The sequence below is a fragment of the Thomasclavelia saccharogumia DSM 17460 genome (assembly GCF_000686665.1).
Taxonomy (GTDB): Bacteria; Bacillota_I; Bacilli_A; order Erysipelotrichales; family Coprobacillaceae; genus Thomasclavelia; species Thomasclavelia saccharogumia.
This window is the reverse complement of the sequence record NZ_JMLH01000024.1, coordinates 1-16195: the sequence shown is the minus strand read 5'-3', so window position 1 is coordinate 16195 and position 16195 is coordinate 1. Positions and strand designations below refer to the sequence as shown.

The following is a 16195-nucleotide window of genomic DNA, read 5'->3' as shown; positions in this document are numbered from 1 at the left end:
ATTAGAAAGAAAATGAACTAGACGATTATAATAAAAGAACGTGATTTCACGTTCTTTATTCAACAGTAACTGATTTTGCAAGGTTACGAGGTTTATCGACATCGCATCCTTTAATTTTTGCAGCATAATAGCTAATCAATTGTAAAGGAATAGCTACTAGCACAGCTTGAAGAATGGGGTTTACATTAGGCATATAATAAGTTTCGTTAACATTACCGACTTCTTCACCTTCTAAGGTAAATAAGATAACTTTCGCTCCACGAGCAATCGTTTCTTGAATATTGCTGATTGTTTTGGCAGCAATATGCGGTTGTGTTGCAACAGCAATAACGACACTGCCATTTTCAATTAATGCAATTGGTCCATGTTTTAATTCTCCAGCAATATAAGCATCGGCATGAATATAAGAAACTTCTTTTAATTTTAATGCCCCTTCTAAAACAGAAGCATAATCTAAACTACGTCCAATATAATAAGCATCATGCTGATCTTTTAAATAATTAGCATAATTTTCAAAAATCTTTTCATCTTTTAAAATATCTTCGATTTGTTGAGGTAATTTAGCAATTCCTTTAATAAGGTCTTTATAGATTTCATCTTCTTTACCTAAACTTTGAGCAATATAGATTGCCAGTAATAGTAAAACAATTACTTGAGTTGTATAAGCTTTAGTACTAGCAACAGCAATCTCAGGTCCGGCACAAGTGTAAATAGTGGCTTCTGCTTCTCTAGAAATACTTGAACCAAGGACATTTGCAATTGCAAGAGTTGTTGCCTTTTTTTCTTTAGCTAATCTTAAAGCTGCCATTGTATCAGCAGTTTCTCCTGATTGAGAAACAAAGATACATAAAGTCTTTTCATCAATGATTGGATCACCATATCTAAATTCAGAGGCTGCTTGGGTAAAAGTCGGAAAACCAGTAAGTCTTTCTAAAATATTAGCTCCTGATAAACACGCATGATAAGCTGTACCACAGGCAACGAAGTATACTTTATTAAAAGTTGCAAAACGATCTTTTAAATTATCAAGCTCAGGTAGAATGATTTGATCTTCACCTTCAACGCGTCCTCTAAGGGTTTCACTGATGGCATAAGGCTGTTCATGAATTTCTTTTAACATAAAAGTATCATAACCGCCTTTTTGAGCTGCTTCATTATCATATGGGATATGAGTAGTCTTCTTATCGATCGTGTTACCTTGACGATCATAAAAAGTGATTTTATTTTTACATAATTTTGCAATTTCATAATCTTCGATAAAATAAACATCTTTAGTATAATCCAATAAAGCAGGAATATCACTTGCTCCAAAGCTGGCATCATCATTTGTTCCTAAAACTAAAGGACTGTCTTTTTTGGTTACATAAACTGTATCTGGTTCTAAAGTTGAAACAATACAAAGAGCATAACTGCCTTCAATTCGATTAATTACTTTTCTTAAAGCTTCAAGCATATTTCCTTGATAATAAGAATCTAATAAATGAACAACAACTTCGCTATCAGTTTCACTATGAAAAGTATAGCCTTTAGCAATTAATTTTTCTTTTAACTCACGATAATTTTCAATAATTCCATTATGCACTAAGGAAATAGTGTTGTCATTATTGGTATGAGGATGAGAATTAAGATTTGATGGAACTCCATGAGTTGCCCAGCGCGTATGACCAATTCCCACACAGCCGCTAGGGACAGCCTGATCTAAACGATCGACTAGATTTTGAAGTCTCCCTTTAGCTTTGATCGTGAATAGTTTATCTTTATCAACAAGAGTCACTCCAGCTGAGTCGTAACCACGATACTCCAGTTTGTGAAGTCCTTGTAATAAGAATGGTAAAGCTTCTTCTTTACCTGAAAACGCAGTAATTCCGCACATAAAAAATTCCTCCATAATATTTAGTTTTTATTATGTTATTAATGGAGGATACCGAATGAATTTGTTTAATGATCACTCATTATTTTTGTTCATTGTTTAGGTAGTATCATACCTCTAGGTCACCCGCCGAATATTTCGATAAACCTAGTCCTCGTCAACTAATTGAATTAGTCCTGGCGCTATTTTTTACTTGTCTCCTTAATAACAGTTGCTATTATATACAAATAGAAATAAAAAAGCAACCTAAATTATTATATGTTTTTTTGCTGAAAACGTTGCCAAAATAATAAAATTAAAAAATTGTTTTATTAATGAATAAAAAAATAAAATCAGTAAAAAATAAAAGTAATTTTACGATTAGTGATGTAAAAGATAATAGGAGGATAAAAAATATGAGTATTCATGATAATTTAGCTGAAATCAGTAAATCATTAGAAAACCTTGAAGAAACTGGCATTTATGATGTAGAAAAATACAGCTGTTCGTTAAAACATTTAACAAATCAGTTAGAATATTTTTACTGTCACTTAGTTAAAGATGGGGGTCGTGATATTGACAGTACATATTATCATTTACCTTGTCGACCTAAGATTCATCAGTTGGCTTATTTCAATATCGGCCGTGGTTTTCCTAAAGAACTAATGGATGGACATTGGTGTTATGTACTTAAAGATCTAGGGTATAAAATGTTGATCATTCCCTGCACTTCGTTGAAAGGGACTAGCTGTAATCCGGAATTTGAACTCGATATTGATGTAATGATGTCAAAAACCAAAACCAAGAGCCGTTTACAATTAAGTGAGATTCGTTGTGTGGATATGCAGCGTTTAGATTTAAGAAAACCGTTTTGTGAAGTTTTAAGCAATCGTCAGGAAATTATCGATTATGTAGAAGAGCATTTATTAAAATAAAAAAAGAGCCTAATTAATAGGCTAATAAACTAAAATAAGTAAAATGATAATTAGAATAAGACAGCAAAATAATAAAGCCATATGATCAAAAATACTAACTAAAATAGTTGCAATAATGGCACCTAAAATAAAAGAAGCAATGATGATCAAATAACGAAAACAATGGCTTAAAGCATCTTTATCGTCTTTAAATAAATAAGAAGCTAATTTTTGTCCCGCTGATCTTAAATTACCTGTACACATAGTTGATGCATAAGGTAGACCGTTTGTAGTTCTAAAAGCATTTACCTGTAAAGAACAAACTAAACCGATCGTAACGTTACAAATTAGATTTGGGACATTTTTAGGAAGAAAAGCAATAATTACTAGAATGATGATTTCAATAATGATGATCAAGTGCTGCCATTCGATGTATTGAACTTTACTTAATTTATGTTTTATATATTCGCTAATGATAATTCCCAAAAAAAAGGCTGATATAGGAATCAAATAGTAAAAAGCACCAAGATAATCCTGATTAGCTAATTTTAACCCCATTAAAACCATATTCCCAGTTTGGGCATTGGCAAAAACATTACCTTTTAGAATGTAAGTATAAATATCTAAAAAACCCCCAACTAAAGCAAGTAGAATGCCGATAAGCAGTGATTCGTGAATCGTTGCTTTAAAAAAATTTTTGATCTTCATAGACAAAACATGTAGCTTTAAGCTACATGTATTTTTATAAATTTAATAAACGTTTAGTATCGCGAGCGATAACTAACTCTTCATTAGTTGGGATTACAAAAACTTTTACTTTTGAATCAGGGGTGCTGATCAAACGATCTCCCTGACCATTTACATTTGCATCTTCATCAATTTCAATACCTAAGGCATCTTTTAATAAATCACAAATTCCTTTACGAGCAAAGAAAGAATTTTCACCAATTCCAGCTGTAAAGCAAATTGCATCTACACCACCTAAAGCAATGAAATAACGTCCAATATAAGCAATAACACGACGATAGAAAATATCGATTGCTAATTGGGCTCTTTCATTTCCTTCCATCGCAGCATTTTGAACATCTCTAAAATCGCTGGATATTCCTGAAATACCTAATAACCCAGATTCTTTATTCAACATCTTGATAACTTCTTTCATATCCATCCCAACTTCTTCAATCAAATAATCGATTACTGAAGGATCGACATCACCGCTGCGAGTTCCCATCATGATACCTGCTAATGGTGTAAAGCCCATTGAGGTATTTATAGAGATTCCATCTTTAACAGCGCTTAAAGATCCGCCGGCTCCTAAATGAGCAACAATGATCTTTGAATGTTCAGGATTTCCCATCATTTCAATACAGCGATGAGAAACATAGTAATGACTAGTTCCATGAGCACCGTATTTACGAACTTTATAATCAGTATAGTATTTATATGGAATAGGATAAATATAACATTTTGGTTCTAATGTTTGATGGAAAGCTGTATCAAATACAGCTACAGCACCAGCATTAGGAATAGCTTCTTTAAATGCATAATACCCTGTCAAATGAGCTGGATTGTGTAAAGGTGCAAGTGATTTTAATTCATCGATCTTCTTTACAACATCTTCATCAATAACTGCTGATGAGCTGAAATAAGCGCCCCCTTGAACAACACGATGTCCAACCCCTTTGATTTCATTTAAATCTTTTACAATTCCTTTTTCAATTAATGTATCTAATAAAAGCTGCACAGCAACTTTATGGTTTTCGATCGAACTAGTTGTCACGGTTTTTTTACCATTGTATTTGATCGTAAAAATTGAATCATTTAAACCAATTCTCTCGATTACCCCAGAAGTAATAACAGATTCATCATCCATTTCAAATAGTTGAAATTTTAATGAAGAACTACCTGCGTTTACAGAAATAATTTTTGCCATTTTCACAAAGCCTCCTTAATCTATGGACATTATAACATCATTTTATAAAATTACTAGTTAAATACATTAGCTTTATTGTTTTTTTTCTTGCTATTTTGTCGATAACATTTATAATATAAATGAGCCAGGGGCGCGTTAGCTGAGAAAGGGTAAAACCTTGTCCCTTATCATCTGAACTGGGTAATGCCAGCGTAGAGAGAGCAATTTTAAATTATTTGCTTTTTTGCGCTTGTAAAAAAGCTTTTTTAATTTTGTTTGGCTCTTTTTATAAGAAAGGGGAAACAAAGAAGAATGAAAAACAAAAAATTTGAAATCAACACCAAAACCATGACTTATATGGCAATATTTGCAGCATTACAAATTGTTTTAGAATATCTAACACAATTTACACCAACTATGCCACAGGGGGGAAACGTTGCATTTTCACTAGTAGTTTTAATGCTTTGCAGTTATTTGATGGGAGCCTGCTATGGAATCGTCGTTTCGTTAGTCTGTGTCGGATTACATTTTGTCTTAGGATTAGCAACTTTTTATGGGGCACTGTCAGTAATATTTGATTATTTACTGCCAATGGCAATCGTGGGAATGGTTGGATTTATTCCCTTGATCAAGATCAAAAATTTTGATCTTCCGATTGGAATCATTGTTGTAATGGTATTAAAAACGATTTGTCATTTAATTTCAGGATGGTATGCTTTTGCAACACCATTACAAGCTAATTTAGCTTATAATGTTCCATATAATCTAGCAACTTTAGTAGTTTGCTTTGTTTTATTTATGATTCTATATCCACGGTTGAAAAATACAATCAAATAATAGTCTTTTAAATCTCATTACTAGGTAGTGAGATTTTTTGATTGGTATCAAGAATTAAAGTTACATCTTTAAAAAGATACTCAATTTGTGTATAATGTTACTGTTATAAAAGAGAGGTAGTAAAAGATGTCAAATTCCCTGATAGGAAAAAAAGTATTAATTCATTGTTATAAGCATGATGGAAGTATTCATCGCTGCTGGTCCAAGGGATTTATCTTAGATGAAAATGAGGAACATTTTATTGCGATAAATAATCGTACTTTGGTAACGGAAGCAGATGGGAGAATGTGGCATACAAGAGAACCGGCGATTTGTTATTTTCCAAAGAAAAAATGGTATAATGTTATTTGTATGATTCGTAAAACTGGAGTCTATTATTATTGTAATATTGCTTCTCCAACTTTATATGATGGTGAAGCTTTAAAGTATATTGATTATGATTTGGATCTAAAGGTGTTTCCTGATGGAAATTATCGGATCTTAGATGAAGAAGAGTATAAGCAGCATGCTAAACAAATGAATTATTCAAAAGAATTAGATAAAATATTGAAAAAACAGTTAAGTATCTTAATTGATCATGCTTCAAAGGGTGAAAAGCCTTTTAATGAAGACTTTACTAAACACTGGTATCATGTTTATGAAGATTTAACATAAGGAGTTAAAGATGGAGAAAGTAATCAAAGTAAATAATCTCGAAGAAACAATTGAATTAGGTAAAAGATTAGGCGAAAAATTAAAACCCCAGATGCTGATTACTTTAAGCGGTGATCTAGGGGCTGGTAAAACTACTTTTACTAAAGGAATTGGTTTAGGATTAGGAATTGAAAAGATCATAAATAGTCCTACTTTTACCATCTTAAAACAATATCATGGCAGATCAAATCTATCACATTTTGATGCTTATCGTTTAGAAGATCAAGATGATGATCTAGGTTTTGAAGAAATTTTTGATAGTGATGATATTTGTGTGATTGAATGGGCAGAATTTATTGCTGATATTTTACCAGAAGAAAGATTAGAAATCATAATTAAAAAAATCGATGAAGATGCTCGTGAGTTTACTTTTAAAGCAGTAGGTTCCAAATATGAACAATTGATGGAGGACTTTAAATGAAAACAATTGTAATGGATACATCAAATATTTATTTAGTAATAGCTTTGTATGAAGATGGTCAATGTATTGACAAATATCAAGAAAAAGGCAATCGGCGCCAGTCAGAATATGCTTTAACATATTTAAATGCGATGTTAGAAAAAAATAGTTTTAATGTTCTCGATGTTGATGAAATGATCATAACGATCGGGCCTGGTTCCTATACTGGACAAAGAGTCGCATTAACGATTGCTAAAACTTTAGCAGCGATAAGTAAGATCAAAATCAAAGCAGTATCTTCTTTACATGGTTATGTCGGGAAAAATAAAGCAATCAGTGTTATTGATGCTCGCAGTAAAAAAATATTTGTTGGTGTTTATGATAATAATCATAGCGTTGTCGCTGATCAAATCATGTTGATTGAAGAATTTGCGGCTTTTAAAAAGCAATATGCCAATTACCCTGTTTGGGGTGATAGTGAAATAGTGGGTCATGATAAAGTTGAAATTGATTTAAGTAATAATATATATCAGGCTGCTAAAAGTGTCGATTATGTAAAGGATGTCGATAATCTAGTACCACAGTATTTAAAAGATGTTGAGGCTAAAAAGATATGCTGATTAGACGGATGGATCTTTTAGATATTGATAAAATCGTTGCTTTAGAGCAGGAACTGTTTAGTTCCCCTTGGGATAAAGAAGCGTTTTATTATGAATTGGAAAAAAATGCGTTTTCAACGATTCTAGTTTTAGAAGATGAGTTAGAAATAATTGGATATATTGGGATGTGGTTATTAGGTGATCAGACGCAAATAACGACTTTAGGGATAAAGAAAGCATATCAAGGTAGTGGTTATGCCAAAAAATTAATGGATAAATGTGAAGAAATCACGAAAACGATGGGATATGCTAATATTAATTTAGAAGTTAGGATATCAAACCAAAAAGCAATCAAGCTGTATGAAAAATGTGGTTTCAAGATCGTGGCAATTAGAAAGAACTATTATCAGGATAATCATGAAGATGCATATTTAATGATAAAAGAAATGGAGGTATAAAGATGTCACTGATTTTAGCAATCGAATCAAGTTGTGATGAAATGGCAATGGCAATATTAAAAGATAAGCGGGAATTTTTATCGAGTGTTGTAGCTTCACAAATTGATGTTCATGCTTTATATGGAGGCGTTGTTCCAGAAATTGCCAGTAGAAAACATGTAGAGTGTGTAAGTCTAGTATTAAAAGAAACTTTAAAAAAGGCCAATATCACGATTGATGAAATTGATGCCATAGCGGTTACTAAAGGACCGGGGCTGGTTGGATCACTGCATATTGGTTTGCAGGCGGCTAAGACGATAGCCATGGCATATCATAAACCATTGATCGGAGTTCATCATATTGCTGGACATATATACGCTAATAATTATAATCAAGATATGATTTATCCAAGTTTATGCTTAGTTGTAAGCGGTGGCCATAGTGAACTGGTTTTGTTGAAAGCACCATTTGAATTTGAAGTAATTGGGACAACTTTAGATGATGCTGTTGGCGAGGCTTATGATAAAGTAGGGCGGGTATTAAACTTACCATATCCTGGTGGGCCGGTGATCGATAAAATGGCAAGTGCTGGTAAACATACTTATGATTTGCCTGTTCCTTTAGATGATGATAGTTATAATTTTAGTTTTAGCGGGTTAAAATCAGCAGTAATTAATTTAAATCATAAAGCTAAGCAGCGTGGTGAAATAATAAATAAAAATGATTTAGCTGCTTCTTTTCAAGAAGTCGTGATTGCAGTTTTGGTCGATAAAACAATTAGAGCCGCTAAAACTTATGAGATAAAACAAGTAATGCTGGCTGGTGGTGTCAGTGCTAATCGGGGATTAAGAAAAGCTATGGAAACAGCTGTTAAAGATTTAGATGGGGTTGAATTATTATTACCGCCAATGAGCTGTTGTACCGATAATGCGATGATGATTGCTTTAGCGGCTAAAGAAATGTATGATTTAAAAATGTTTAGTGATTTATCTTTAGGGATAAAACCTAATTTGGATCTTGAAAATGAATCGGTTAGTGAGGTTGATCGAAATGGATAAAAAAATCTCTAATGCGACGATGTCGCGTTATCCGGTTTATTTAAAAGCATTAAGAAAGATGCAGCATGAAGGAAAAGAAAACTGTTTATCTAGTGAATTATCAGAATTAACCGGAATCCAGGATACCACGATTCGTCGGGATTTTACTTATTTGTCAAAAACAGATAATTTTGGACAACGGGGTAAAGGTTATGACGTTAAACACTTGATCGATGGTTTAAGTGAAGTGCTTGGTTTAGGTCTAGATGAGTCGATTATTTTGATCGGAGTTGGAAATTTAGGCAGTGCAATCTTAAAATATAATCGCTGGCAATATACAGTCGGGAAAATTGTCTGTGGTTACGATCAGGATAAAAATAAAGAGGGAGAACGTTTTGGGGTCAAATTATATAATATCGATGATTTAGAAAAAACATTTCCTAGGGATTGTAAGATTGCAATTCTAGCTATTTCAGAAAATGTTCAGGCAACAGTTGATCGTTTAATGGATTTAGGAATAAAAGGAATCGTCGATTTTACCCATACCCATTTTACGGTTAGACCAGGGGTTGAAGTACAGCAGGTCGATGTAGTCGTCGCGATTCAAGAGTTAGTAATTAAGATGGATTCAAATCAGCAATAATACTTGAATAGTCGCGTGAATAAAGTATATAATATGTAAAACTAGGAGGATTAATATGTTTGAATTTATAACGGTTAGAGAACTATATGAAATGTTTTTAAGTAACCAGGTAATGGATTTAGAGGGTTATGAGTATGTTGAACTTGAGGGATGGGTTCGAACTAATCGTAATAGTGGTAAATTAGGGTTTATTGCACTTAACGATGGAACGTATTTTAAAAACTTACAAATTGTTTACACTGAACAAGGAATTGAAAATTATGCTGAAATTGATAAGTTATCAACAGGAAGTGCTATTAGAGTAGTTGGTAAATTGAAATTGACGCCAGAGGGAAAACAGCCATTTGAAGTTGAGGCAACAGAAATTGAAATTGAAGGTCGCTGTGATGAAGATTTTCCTTTACAAAAGAAACGGCATTCATTTGAATATATGCGCGAAATTCCTCATTTAAGACCAAGAGCTAATTCATTTTACGCAATTTTTAGATTACGTAGTGTATTATCAATGGCGATTCATGAATTTTTCCAATCACAAGGATTTGTTTATGTTCATACGCCAATCATTACTAGTAATGATGGTGAAGGTGCTGGAGAAATGTTTAGAGCAACAACGATTGATGATACAAATTTCAAAGAAGATTTCTTTGAAAAAGAAGCTTTCTTAACAGTTACTGGACAGTTACATGTTGAAGCATTTGCGATGGCTTTTAGAGATGTGTATACATTTGGACCAGCGTTTAGAGCAGAAAATTCGAATACTTCTAGACATGCTAGTGAGTTCTGGATGATTGAACCAGAAATAGCTTTTGCAGATCTTGAAGATGATATGGATCTTATTGAGGATATGGTTAAATATTGTATTGATTATGTTTTAGATAATGCACCTGAGGAAATGAACTTTTTTGCATCGATGATCGATAAAGATTGTATTAATCGAATTACTAAAGTAAGAGATAGTGAATTTAAACGAATGACATATACAGAGGCAATTGAAATATTAGAAAAAGCAGATGTTAAATTTAAGAACAAAGTATCTTGGGGAATGGATTTAAACAGTGAACATGAACGTTATATTTGTGAGCAGGTTGTTAAAGGACCGGTATTTTTAACTGATTATCCAAAAGAGATCAAAGCGTTTTATATGCGTTTAAATGATGACAATAAGACTGTTGCAGCTTGCGATTTGTTAGTTCCAGGAATTGGCGAATTAGTTGGGGGTAGTCAGCGTGAAGAAAGATATGATGTTTTAGAGAAAATTATGGACGAGAAGAAAATGAGTAAAGAAGGGTTACAGTGGTATATGGATCTCCGTCGTTTTGGTGGTTGTAAACATGCTGGATTTGGTTTAGGATTTGATCGTTTCTTAATGTATTTAACTGGTATGCAAAATATTCGTGATGTTGAACCATTCCCAAGAACACCGAGAAATTTGAAATTCTAAAAAGCCTATTTTTATAGGCTTTTTAAAATCGTTGAATTAATATATTTTAATTATTTATTCTTTACTTGATTGCGGTATAATATAAAATAGGAGGCGATAAAATGAATGAGTATGATTTGATCAACTGTTATTTGAATTTGATTTATGATAATAGTGTAACTTATTTTAGTCGCATTCTTGATGGATATCGTGGCTTATGTCAGTTTAGAAAGTGGATGTATAAACGTAATATTAACATAAATGCAATCGAAAATATTGGTTATGATACATTTATGGCAATTATTAAAGCTAAGAGAGTAGAACAGATAATTGATAAATTTGACCCTAAGCATTATCAGGAGTTAATTGATTATATAAAAGTGGAAAGGGATAAATATCAAATTGTAGCATTATCTAGTTTTAATTATGATGAGTCAATCAATATTTATTTAACTTCGACTCAGCTGGTTGAAGATTTAAGCAGTGATAAAGTAAGTGTATTAAATTGCCATAGTTTATTAAAAAAGAATGATCTATCATTTTATGGTCCGTATAAGCATTTTGTTAATGCTTTATATCAAATTGATCGCTGGCCGGGTTTATTAATTTTTAAAGGTGATGATTGGGCTTTTGTACCGGTATATACGGTCAAAGATATTGAGGATGCAATGTTCAAAATAGAACATGGGACGATCTTTTCAAGTAAATATTTAAGTCCTTATGATAGTTATTTTGTTCAGTTGAGTGATTTGCATTTAGGTAACAAAAAGAAAAATCAGGGTCGTTTGGCTTTAGAGGAAAGTTTAGATGATACTTGTAAACAATTACGTTCATATTATCAGTTAAAGTTTTTAATTACTGGTGATTTAATGAATTCACCAAATCGAAAGAATATGTACGAAGCAGCGGGGTTTATGAAGCTATTAAAAAATAGGTATGGGGGCGATGTTTCATTTATTTTAGGTAATCATGATGTTATTGTAAATGGTTTTAATATTTTTAAGAAACAAAAGAGTAAAGTGATTGCTTTTTTATTGAATGAAAGTATTAAAGTATTTGAAGAAGAAAAAATTATTTTAATTAAAATCGACTCTACAGTTGAAGGGAATCTAGCTCGGGGTAAAGTGGGACAGGAGCAGTTAGCTAATATTGATGAAGAATTAGAAAATATTCCTAATTTAAAAAACTATACATTAGTAGCAATGTTACATCATCATTTATTTCCGATTACAAGAGATGAATTTTTGAAACAGAGATGGCGGGAAAAGATGTTTGTTGGTAGAATTATGGATAGTTCTAAGGCCTTAGTTGATAGTCAGGAACTAGTTGAATGGCTTCGAAAACATCAGATTCAGTATGTTTTACATGGTCATAAACATTTACCGTTTTTTACGAATCATGATGGGATGTATGTAATTGCTGCAGGTTCTTCATGTGGTAGTGGAGCTAAAGAATGTGATAGTCGTTATTTGAGCTATAATGTATTGAAATATGATCATCGTTATAAAAGATTTAAGTATTGCTTTATTATATATGATGATATGACTTTACAAGATCGACAAAGAATTATAGTGAATATGTTTTAGGAGAAAAAGATGAAGTTAGTTGATGGAATGAAAGATGAAAAATTAGGGAGTGCAATATTATATAATTTCACAAAGGGATATGGTTCTGTACCAATGGATCTTTATAATATAGTTTTACCTTTATTGTTTAATGATATTTTTAGGGAAGAAATAAATAAGTTTGATACTTTTTTAGATTGTGTCAAGTCTTGTTCTGGAATAGATCCTAATTTTACAGATAAGATCATGGCTGATATTGAAAAGATGGATGATATGACTAATCGGGCGTTAGGAATTGCTTTATTGAATAAAGCTCTTAGTTTTAAAATAAATAGTGGTGTGATGAGTGGTAATTGGAAGCCATCAAAGATCTTAGATTTGAATGAAGCTATTTTGTTAGGTAAAATGTTAAGTGGAAAAACATTAAAAGATGTAATAGAGATTCTTCAAGAAGATTTAAAAATTGTTTTTTTGGATAGTGAGACATTAGGAAAAGATGTTGATTTGTCTAAATTAAATAAATATGGGGCTGTAACAGTTTATGATCAAAGTTCAAAAGAAGAAATAAAAGAAAGAATTAAAGATGCTAGTGTTGTAATTACTAATAAACATTACTTAGGAGCAGAGCAATTAAAAGATGCTTCAAAGTTGAAATTGATTTGTGTAACGGCAACTGGAGTAAATAATATTGATTTAGAATATTGTAATAAGGCTAAAATCGTAGTTTGTAATGTAAAAGGTTATTCTACAAATGCAGTAGCACAGCATACATTTGCTTTACTTTTAGACCTTTATAATAAAAATCATTATTATCATAATTACATAGATTCTGGAAATTATTCCTCAAGTTCAATGTTCACTCATTTAGGTCATACTTTCCATGAATTAGCAGGGAAAACATGGGGAATTGTTGGAATGGGAGAAATTGGTCGTAAAGTAGCAGGTATCGCAAGTGCTTTTGATTGTAAGGTTCAGTATTTTTCAACTAGCGGAAAGAATAATCAACAAAGTTATCAACAGGTAGATTTTGATACGTTATTAAAAACTAGTGATGTTATTTCTATTCATGCTCCATTAAATGCGCAAACACAAAATCTTTTTGATAAAGAAGCTTTTAGAAAAATGAAAACTTCAGCATATCTCATTAATGTGGGAAGAGGTAAAATAGTAAATGAAAAGGATTTAGTCGAAGCATTAAAGGATTATCAAATTGCTGGAGCTGGTTTGGATGTTTTTGAAAATGAACCTTTTGATAATGAATCACCTTTATTATCAGTAAAAGATGCAACAAAATTGCTTATGACACCACATATTGCGTGGGCACCGATTGAAACACGTAATCGTGTAATTGAAGAGGTTTGTTTAAATATTGAGGGTTATAAAAATAATAAATTGAGAAATGTTTGTACTAGTTTTTAAAAAAAGAGGGCTGTAACGATTTGTTACAGCTTTTTATTGATTAAGTTTATTCAATGATTTTAAATATTTAAGGTTAAAAGATTTTATCAATGACAGAAATCTTTTACATTTGACTTGAGAAATGAGAGTGCTATAATTAAAGTATGTACTACTTAATATTAGGATATGTACATCAATATACCAGTAACAAATAAAAATTTTAAAGAAAGGAGATTAATAAATTTTACGTAGATTAAATAGTCTAATTTATTATGGGAAAAAAGATGAAAAATTTAAAAAACATTAAAAAAATACTGATATTACTGCTTGCTATAGTAACAGTATTTACTATGTCGGGTATAACAAGTTATGCAGAAACTAGACCTTTTGGTGGAATAGACGTTGATTTAGATTTGTATGAAAATACTGTTCGTGGAGCGGATGATTCTTTTATTACAGATTTAACAAATGCAGAGAATGTTGTTTTTACAAATAATGAAGAGCTTGATATTAATTTAAGTATTAGAAATGGTCTTATCTATGGAACTCCATCTAATCCGATAAAAAAAGAATATGATTCGAACATAAAATTAGAGCATGCTTCAACTTTTACATTTAACTGGGGAACTCAGCAATTACGTACTTTAGAACCACTTACATTTGTGAATAAAGTTCCTGAATCTATAAATGTCCCAGTACCTTTTTATTTTGAAGAGGGTGAACAGGCAGGTTCATGGATTTTTAATGAAACTAAACCAAATGAGTTGTCTGAAAGTACAAAAATTAATGTTCAAAATTTACATTCTTTGATGAAAGAAAATAATTATACATATACTTATAATTCGGGAACACTTCATTATAGTCCAGGAGTAAAATATATAGCTTCTAATGGTACTGAATTGACTAGTTCTAACAATGCTGCTTGGCACTTTGAAGTACCAATGAATGTTAAATATACTGTTGATATTAAACCTGTTACGGCTGGGGGAACACCTACGATAGGAGGTAATAATACACCAGTAGATGTTCCAAAAATTAGTGAAGTTAATAAAGAATTTTTCAGAAATGGAAATATCAACACTTATGAAAATGATTACACTGCTCCTGAGGGGACTACGGATCAAGCATTATTAAATTATGGCGATAGCTATAATGTTGCAACAAATCCTATTGATGAAAGTATTGTAGTAATGTCAACTAATGCAACAGTTGCTGATCCTTTAACTGGTGAAGGAAGTCAAGCAACAAGTGTTGGTGTTGTTGGGGGACAAACTAGTATAGAAGTAGCATATGGGAAAAATGTTGCTTTTACAAAGGTAGATGAAAACGGTGACTCTATTGCAGGTGCGGAATTTACAGTATATGATGGAAATTCGGTTATTGGTAGTGCAACATCAGATAATGCGGGAACTGTAAATTTGCCAACTTTACGTATGCCTAAGTTGGGAGAAAATGTCACTTATACTATGAGGGAAACAAAAACACCTGAAGGTTATGTAGAAAATGAAGCTGTTTATACAATTACTATTGATGACAAAGGTAATGCTACTATTGAGGGGGATGGAGCTGAAAATGGTAAAATAGTAAATTATAAACCAGTAACAATTACTAAAACAAGTAATCCTGATTCTGGTGAATATGTTAAAAAAGATCAAAAAATAGATTATATTTTAACAGTAGAAAACACTTCTGATAAGGTAAGAGATATTATTGTTACTGATCAATTACCTGAAGAAGTAAAATATGATACTAGTAAACCATATACGATTATTGATCAAAATGGTGAAGTTACAACTGGAAATCATTGGAATGGAAGCTGGACAGGTCAAATCGATGCAAAAACAACATTAACAATTATCATTCCAACAGTTGTTACAAAAGAATATGATCCTGTGAATATGGAAGAAAATATAATTACCAACCAGGCAAGTTTAAAAGCTAAGAAAATAATTGGTAATACAGATGAGTATGAAAAAGAACAATTTACAGAAGAAGTTACACATTATATTGCACCAGAAGTAAGTTATACGATGAATAAAGTTCGTGTGACGGAACCAAAAGACGGTTTAAAAGGCTTTGTAGCTGGAGCTGGTGAAGTAATCGAATACAAAGTGACATTTGAAAATACTGGAGATCTTGGATTAGATATTGATTTAAATGATGTCTTTGAAAATGCTGATTACTTTACATTTGTAGAAGCTAGTGAAGCAAGTATCAGACTTGAAAAAGGTGAAACTAAAACTGTAACATTTAAAGCAACAGTAAATGAAGGTACGCCAGCAAGTGATGATAAAGGATATTTAAATACGGTAACATCAGAAGGAACAGCTACATATACTGATCCAGAAAGCGGTAATGATGTAACGATTGATAAAACAACGCAAAAAGATTTAGAACAAACAAGTACAGCTAATACACCAGTAATCGTTGTAAAAGATCCAACGATTACAAAGACAAGTGATCCAGAAAGTGGATCAACAGTAGCTAAAGG

Annotated in this window: 15 protein-coding genes and 1 riboswitch; of the genes, 12 read left to right on the top strand and 3 right to left on the bottom strand. The window is 31.9% G+C overall.

The window, feature by feature from the left end:
- Nucleotides 1-55: 55 nt before the first annotated feature.
- On the bottom strand, nucleotides 56-1873 hold the full coding sequence (gene glmS, locus BR82_RS0106905) for a glutamine--fructose-6-phosphate transaminase (isomerizing) (RefSeq protein WP_027089586.1): 1818 nt from the start codon (nucleotides 1871-1873) through the stop codon (nucleotides 56-58).
- 392 nt (nucleotides 1874-2265) lie between these two features.
- On the opposite strand from glmS, the gene BR82_RS0106900 reads away from it, so the two are divergent.
- On the top strand, nucleotides 2266-2784 hold the full coding sequence (locus BR82_RS0106900) for a hypothetical protein (RefSeq protein ID WP_024722624.1): 519 nt from the start codon (nucleotides 2266-2268) through the stop codon (nucleotides 2782-2784).
- 21 nt (nucleotides 2785-2805) lie between these two features.
- On the opposite strand, the gene BR82_RS0106895 is transcribed toward BR82_RS0106900, so the two are convergent.
- Both BR82_RS0106895 and BR82_RS0106890 read right to left on the bottom strand, forming a co-directional pair.
- Nucleotides 2806-3471: a YoaK family protein gene (locus tag BR82_RS0106895; protein WP_027089585.1), complete on the bottom strand. Its 666-nt coding sequence runs from the start codon at nucleotides 3469-3471 to the stop codon at nucleotides 2806-2808.
- A 34-nt stretch (nucleotides 3472-3505) separates the two neighbouring features.
- The gene (locus BR82_RS0106890) at nucleotides 3506-4696 is read right to left on the bottom strand and encodes an acetate/propionate family kinase (RefSeq protein ID WP_027089584.1); all 1191 of its coding nucleotides are present in this window, start codon (nucleotides 4694-4696) and stop codon (nucleotides 3506-3508) included.
- A 116-nt stretch (nucleotides 4697-4812) separates the two neighbouring features.
- A riboswitch (TPP riboswitch) is annotated at nucleotides 4813-4912 on the top strand.
- Between the two features lie 75 nt (nucleotides 4913-4987).
- Between BR82_RS0106890 and BR82_RS0106885 the strand changes: the two genes are divergently transcribed.
- The 11 genes from BR82_RS0106885 to BR82_RS15345 all read left to right on the top strand — a co-directional run.
- A complete protein-coding gene (locus BR82_RS0106885; RefSeq protein WP_027089583.1) occupies nucleotides 4988-5512 on the top strand; it encodes an energy-coupled thiamine transporter ThiT in 525 nt (174 codons plus the stop codon).
- A 126-nt stretch (nucleotides 5513-5638) separates the two neighbouring features.
- Nucleotides 5639-6166 (top strand): DUF402 domain-containing protein, encoded by a 528-nt coding sequence (locus tag BR82_RS0106880; protein WP_027089582.1) that lies wholly within the window; start codon nucleotides 5639-5641, stop codon nucleotides 6164-6166.
- A gap of 10 nt (nucleotides 6167-6176) precedes the next feature.
- Entirely contained in the window at nucleotides 6177-6626 is a 450-nt protein-coding gene (gene tsaE / locus BR82_RS0106875) for a tRNA (adenosine(37)-N6)-threonylcarbamoyltransferase complex ATPase subunit type 1 TsaE (RefSeq protein WP_027089581.1), read from the top strand.
- A complete protein-coding gene (gene tsaB, locus BR82_RS0106870; RefSeq protein WP_027089580.1) occupies nucleotides 6623-7225 on the top strand; it encodes a tRNA (adenosine(37)-N6)-threonylcarbamoyltransferase complex dimerization subunit type 1 TsaB in 603 nt (200 codons plus the stop codon). Before tsaE ends, tsaB begins: the two co-directional genes overlap by 4 nt.
- Nucleotides 7219-7662 (top strand): ribosomal protein S18-alanine N-acetyltransferase, encoded by a 444-nt coding sequence (rimI, locus tag BR82_RS0106865; RefSeq protein WP_027089579.1) that lies wholly within the window; start codon nucleotides 7219-7221, stop codon nucleotides 7660-7662. Before tsaB ends, rimI begins: the two co-directional genes overlap by 7 nt.
- A gap of 2 nt (nucleotides 7663-7664) precedes the next feature.
- Nucleotides 7665-8699, top strand: coding sequence for a tRNA (adenosine(37)-N6)-threonylcarbamoyltransferase complex transferase subunit TsaD (gene tsaD, locus BR82_RS0106860; protein WP_027089578.1), 1035 nt, complete (start codon nucleotides 7665-7667; stop codon nucleotides 8697-8699).
- Nucleotides 8692-9321, top strand: coding sequence for a redox-sensing transcriptional repressor Rex (locus BR82_RS0106855; RefSeq protein ID WP_024722617.1), 630 nt, complete (start codon nucleotides 8692-8694; stop codon nucleotides 9319-9321). Before tsaD ends, BR82_RS0106855 begins: the two co-directional genes overlap by 8 nt.
- Nucleotides 9322-9376: 55 nt before the next feature.
- Nucleotides 9377-10762 (top strand): asparagine--tRNA ligase, encoded by a 1386-nt coding sequence (asnS, locus tag BR82_RS0106850; RefSeq protein ID WP_027089577.1) that lies wholly within the window; start codon nucleotides 9377-9379, stop codon nucleotides 10760-10762.
- Between the two features lie 101 nt (nucleotides 10763-10863).
- Nucleotides 10864-12327, top strand: coding sequence for a metallophosphoesterase family protein (locus BR82_RS0106845; RefSeq protein ID WP_027089576.1), 1464 nt, complete (start codon nucleotides 10864-10866; stop codon nucleotides 12325-12327).
- Between the two features lie 9 nt (nucleotides 12328-12336).
- The gene (locus BR82_RS0106840) at nucleotides 12337-13725 is read left to right on the top strand and encodes a D-2-hydroxyacid dehydrogenase (RefSeq protein ID WP_187116146.1); all 1389 of its coding nucleotides are present in this window, start codon (nucleotides 12337-12339) and stop codon (nucleotides 13723-13725) included.
- 263 nt (nucleotides 13726-13988) lie between these two features.
- Nucleotides 13989-16195, top strand: a 2207-nt coding sequence (locus BR82_RS15345) for a prealbumin-like fold domain-containing protein (RefSeq protein WP_034864358.1), incomplete at its 3' end; no start/stop codon positions are given.

What these genes read in the sequence shown, in the direction of transcription:
- tsaD (WP_027089578.1), top strand. Translation starts at nt 7,665, where the DNA reads ATGTCACTGATTTTAGCAATCGAATCAAGTTGTGATGAAATGGCAATG.
- BR82_RS0106890 (WP_027089584.1), bottom strand. Translation starts at nt 4,696, where the DNA reads ATGGCAAAAATTATTTCTGTAAACGCAGGTAGTTCTTCATTAAAATTT.
- BR82_RS0106885 (WP_027089583.1), top strand. Translation starts at nt 4,988, where the DNA reads ATGAAAAACAAAAAATTTGAAATCAACACCAAAACCATGACTTATATG.
- BR82_RS0106880 (WP_027089582.1), top strand. Translation starts at nt 5,639, where the DNA reads ATGTCAAATTCCCTGATAGGAAAAAAAGTATTAATTCATTGTTATAAG.
- BR82_RS0106900 (WP_024722624.1), top strand. Translation starts at nt 2,266, where the DNA reads ATGAGTATTCATGATAATTTAGCTGAAATCAGTAAATCATTAGAAAAC.
- rimI (WP_027089579.1), top strand. Translation starts at nt 7,219, where the DNA reads ATGCTGATTAGACGGATGGATCTTTTAGATATTGATAAAATCGTTGCT.
- BR82_RS0106840 (WP_187116146.1), top strand. Translation starts at nt 12,337, where the DNA reads ATGAAGTTAGTTGATGGAATGAAAGATGAAAAATTAGGGAGTGCAATA.
- asnS (WP_027089577.1), top strand. Translation starts at nt 9,377, where the DNA reads ATGTTTGAATTTATAACGGTTAGAGAACTATATGAAATGTTTTTAAGT.
- glmS (WP_027089586.1), bottom strand. Translation starts at nt 1,873, where the DNA reads ATGTGCGGAATTACTGCGTTTTCAGGTAAAGAAGAAGCTTTACCATTC.
- BR82_RS0106855 (WP_024722617.1), top strand. Translation starts at nt 8,692, where the DNA reads ATGGATAAAAAAATCTCTAATGCGACGATGTCGCGTTATCCGGTTTAT.
- tsaB (WP_027089580.1), top strand. Translation starts at nt 6,623, where the DNA reads ATGAAAACAATTGTAATGGATACATCAAATATTTATTTAGTAATAGCT.
- tsaE (WP_027089581.1), top strand. Translation starts at nt 6,177, where the DNA reads ATGGAGAAAGTAATCAAAGTAAATAATCTCGAAGAAACAATTGAATTA.
- BR82_RS0106845 (WP_027089576.1), top strand. Translation starts at nt 10,864, where the DNA reads ATGAATGAGTATGATTTGATCAACTGTTATTTGAATTTGATTTATGAT.
- BR82_RS0106895 (WP_027089585.1), bottom strand. Translation starts at nt 3,471, where the DNA reads ATGAAGATCAAAAATTTTTTTAAAGCAACGATTCACGAATCACTGCTT.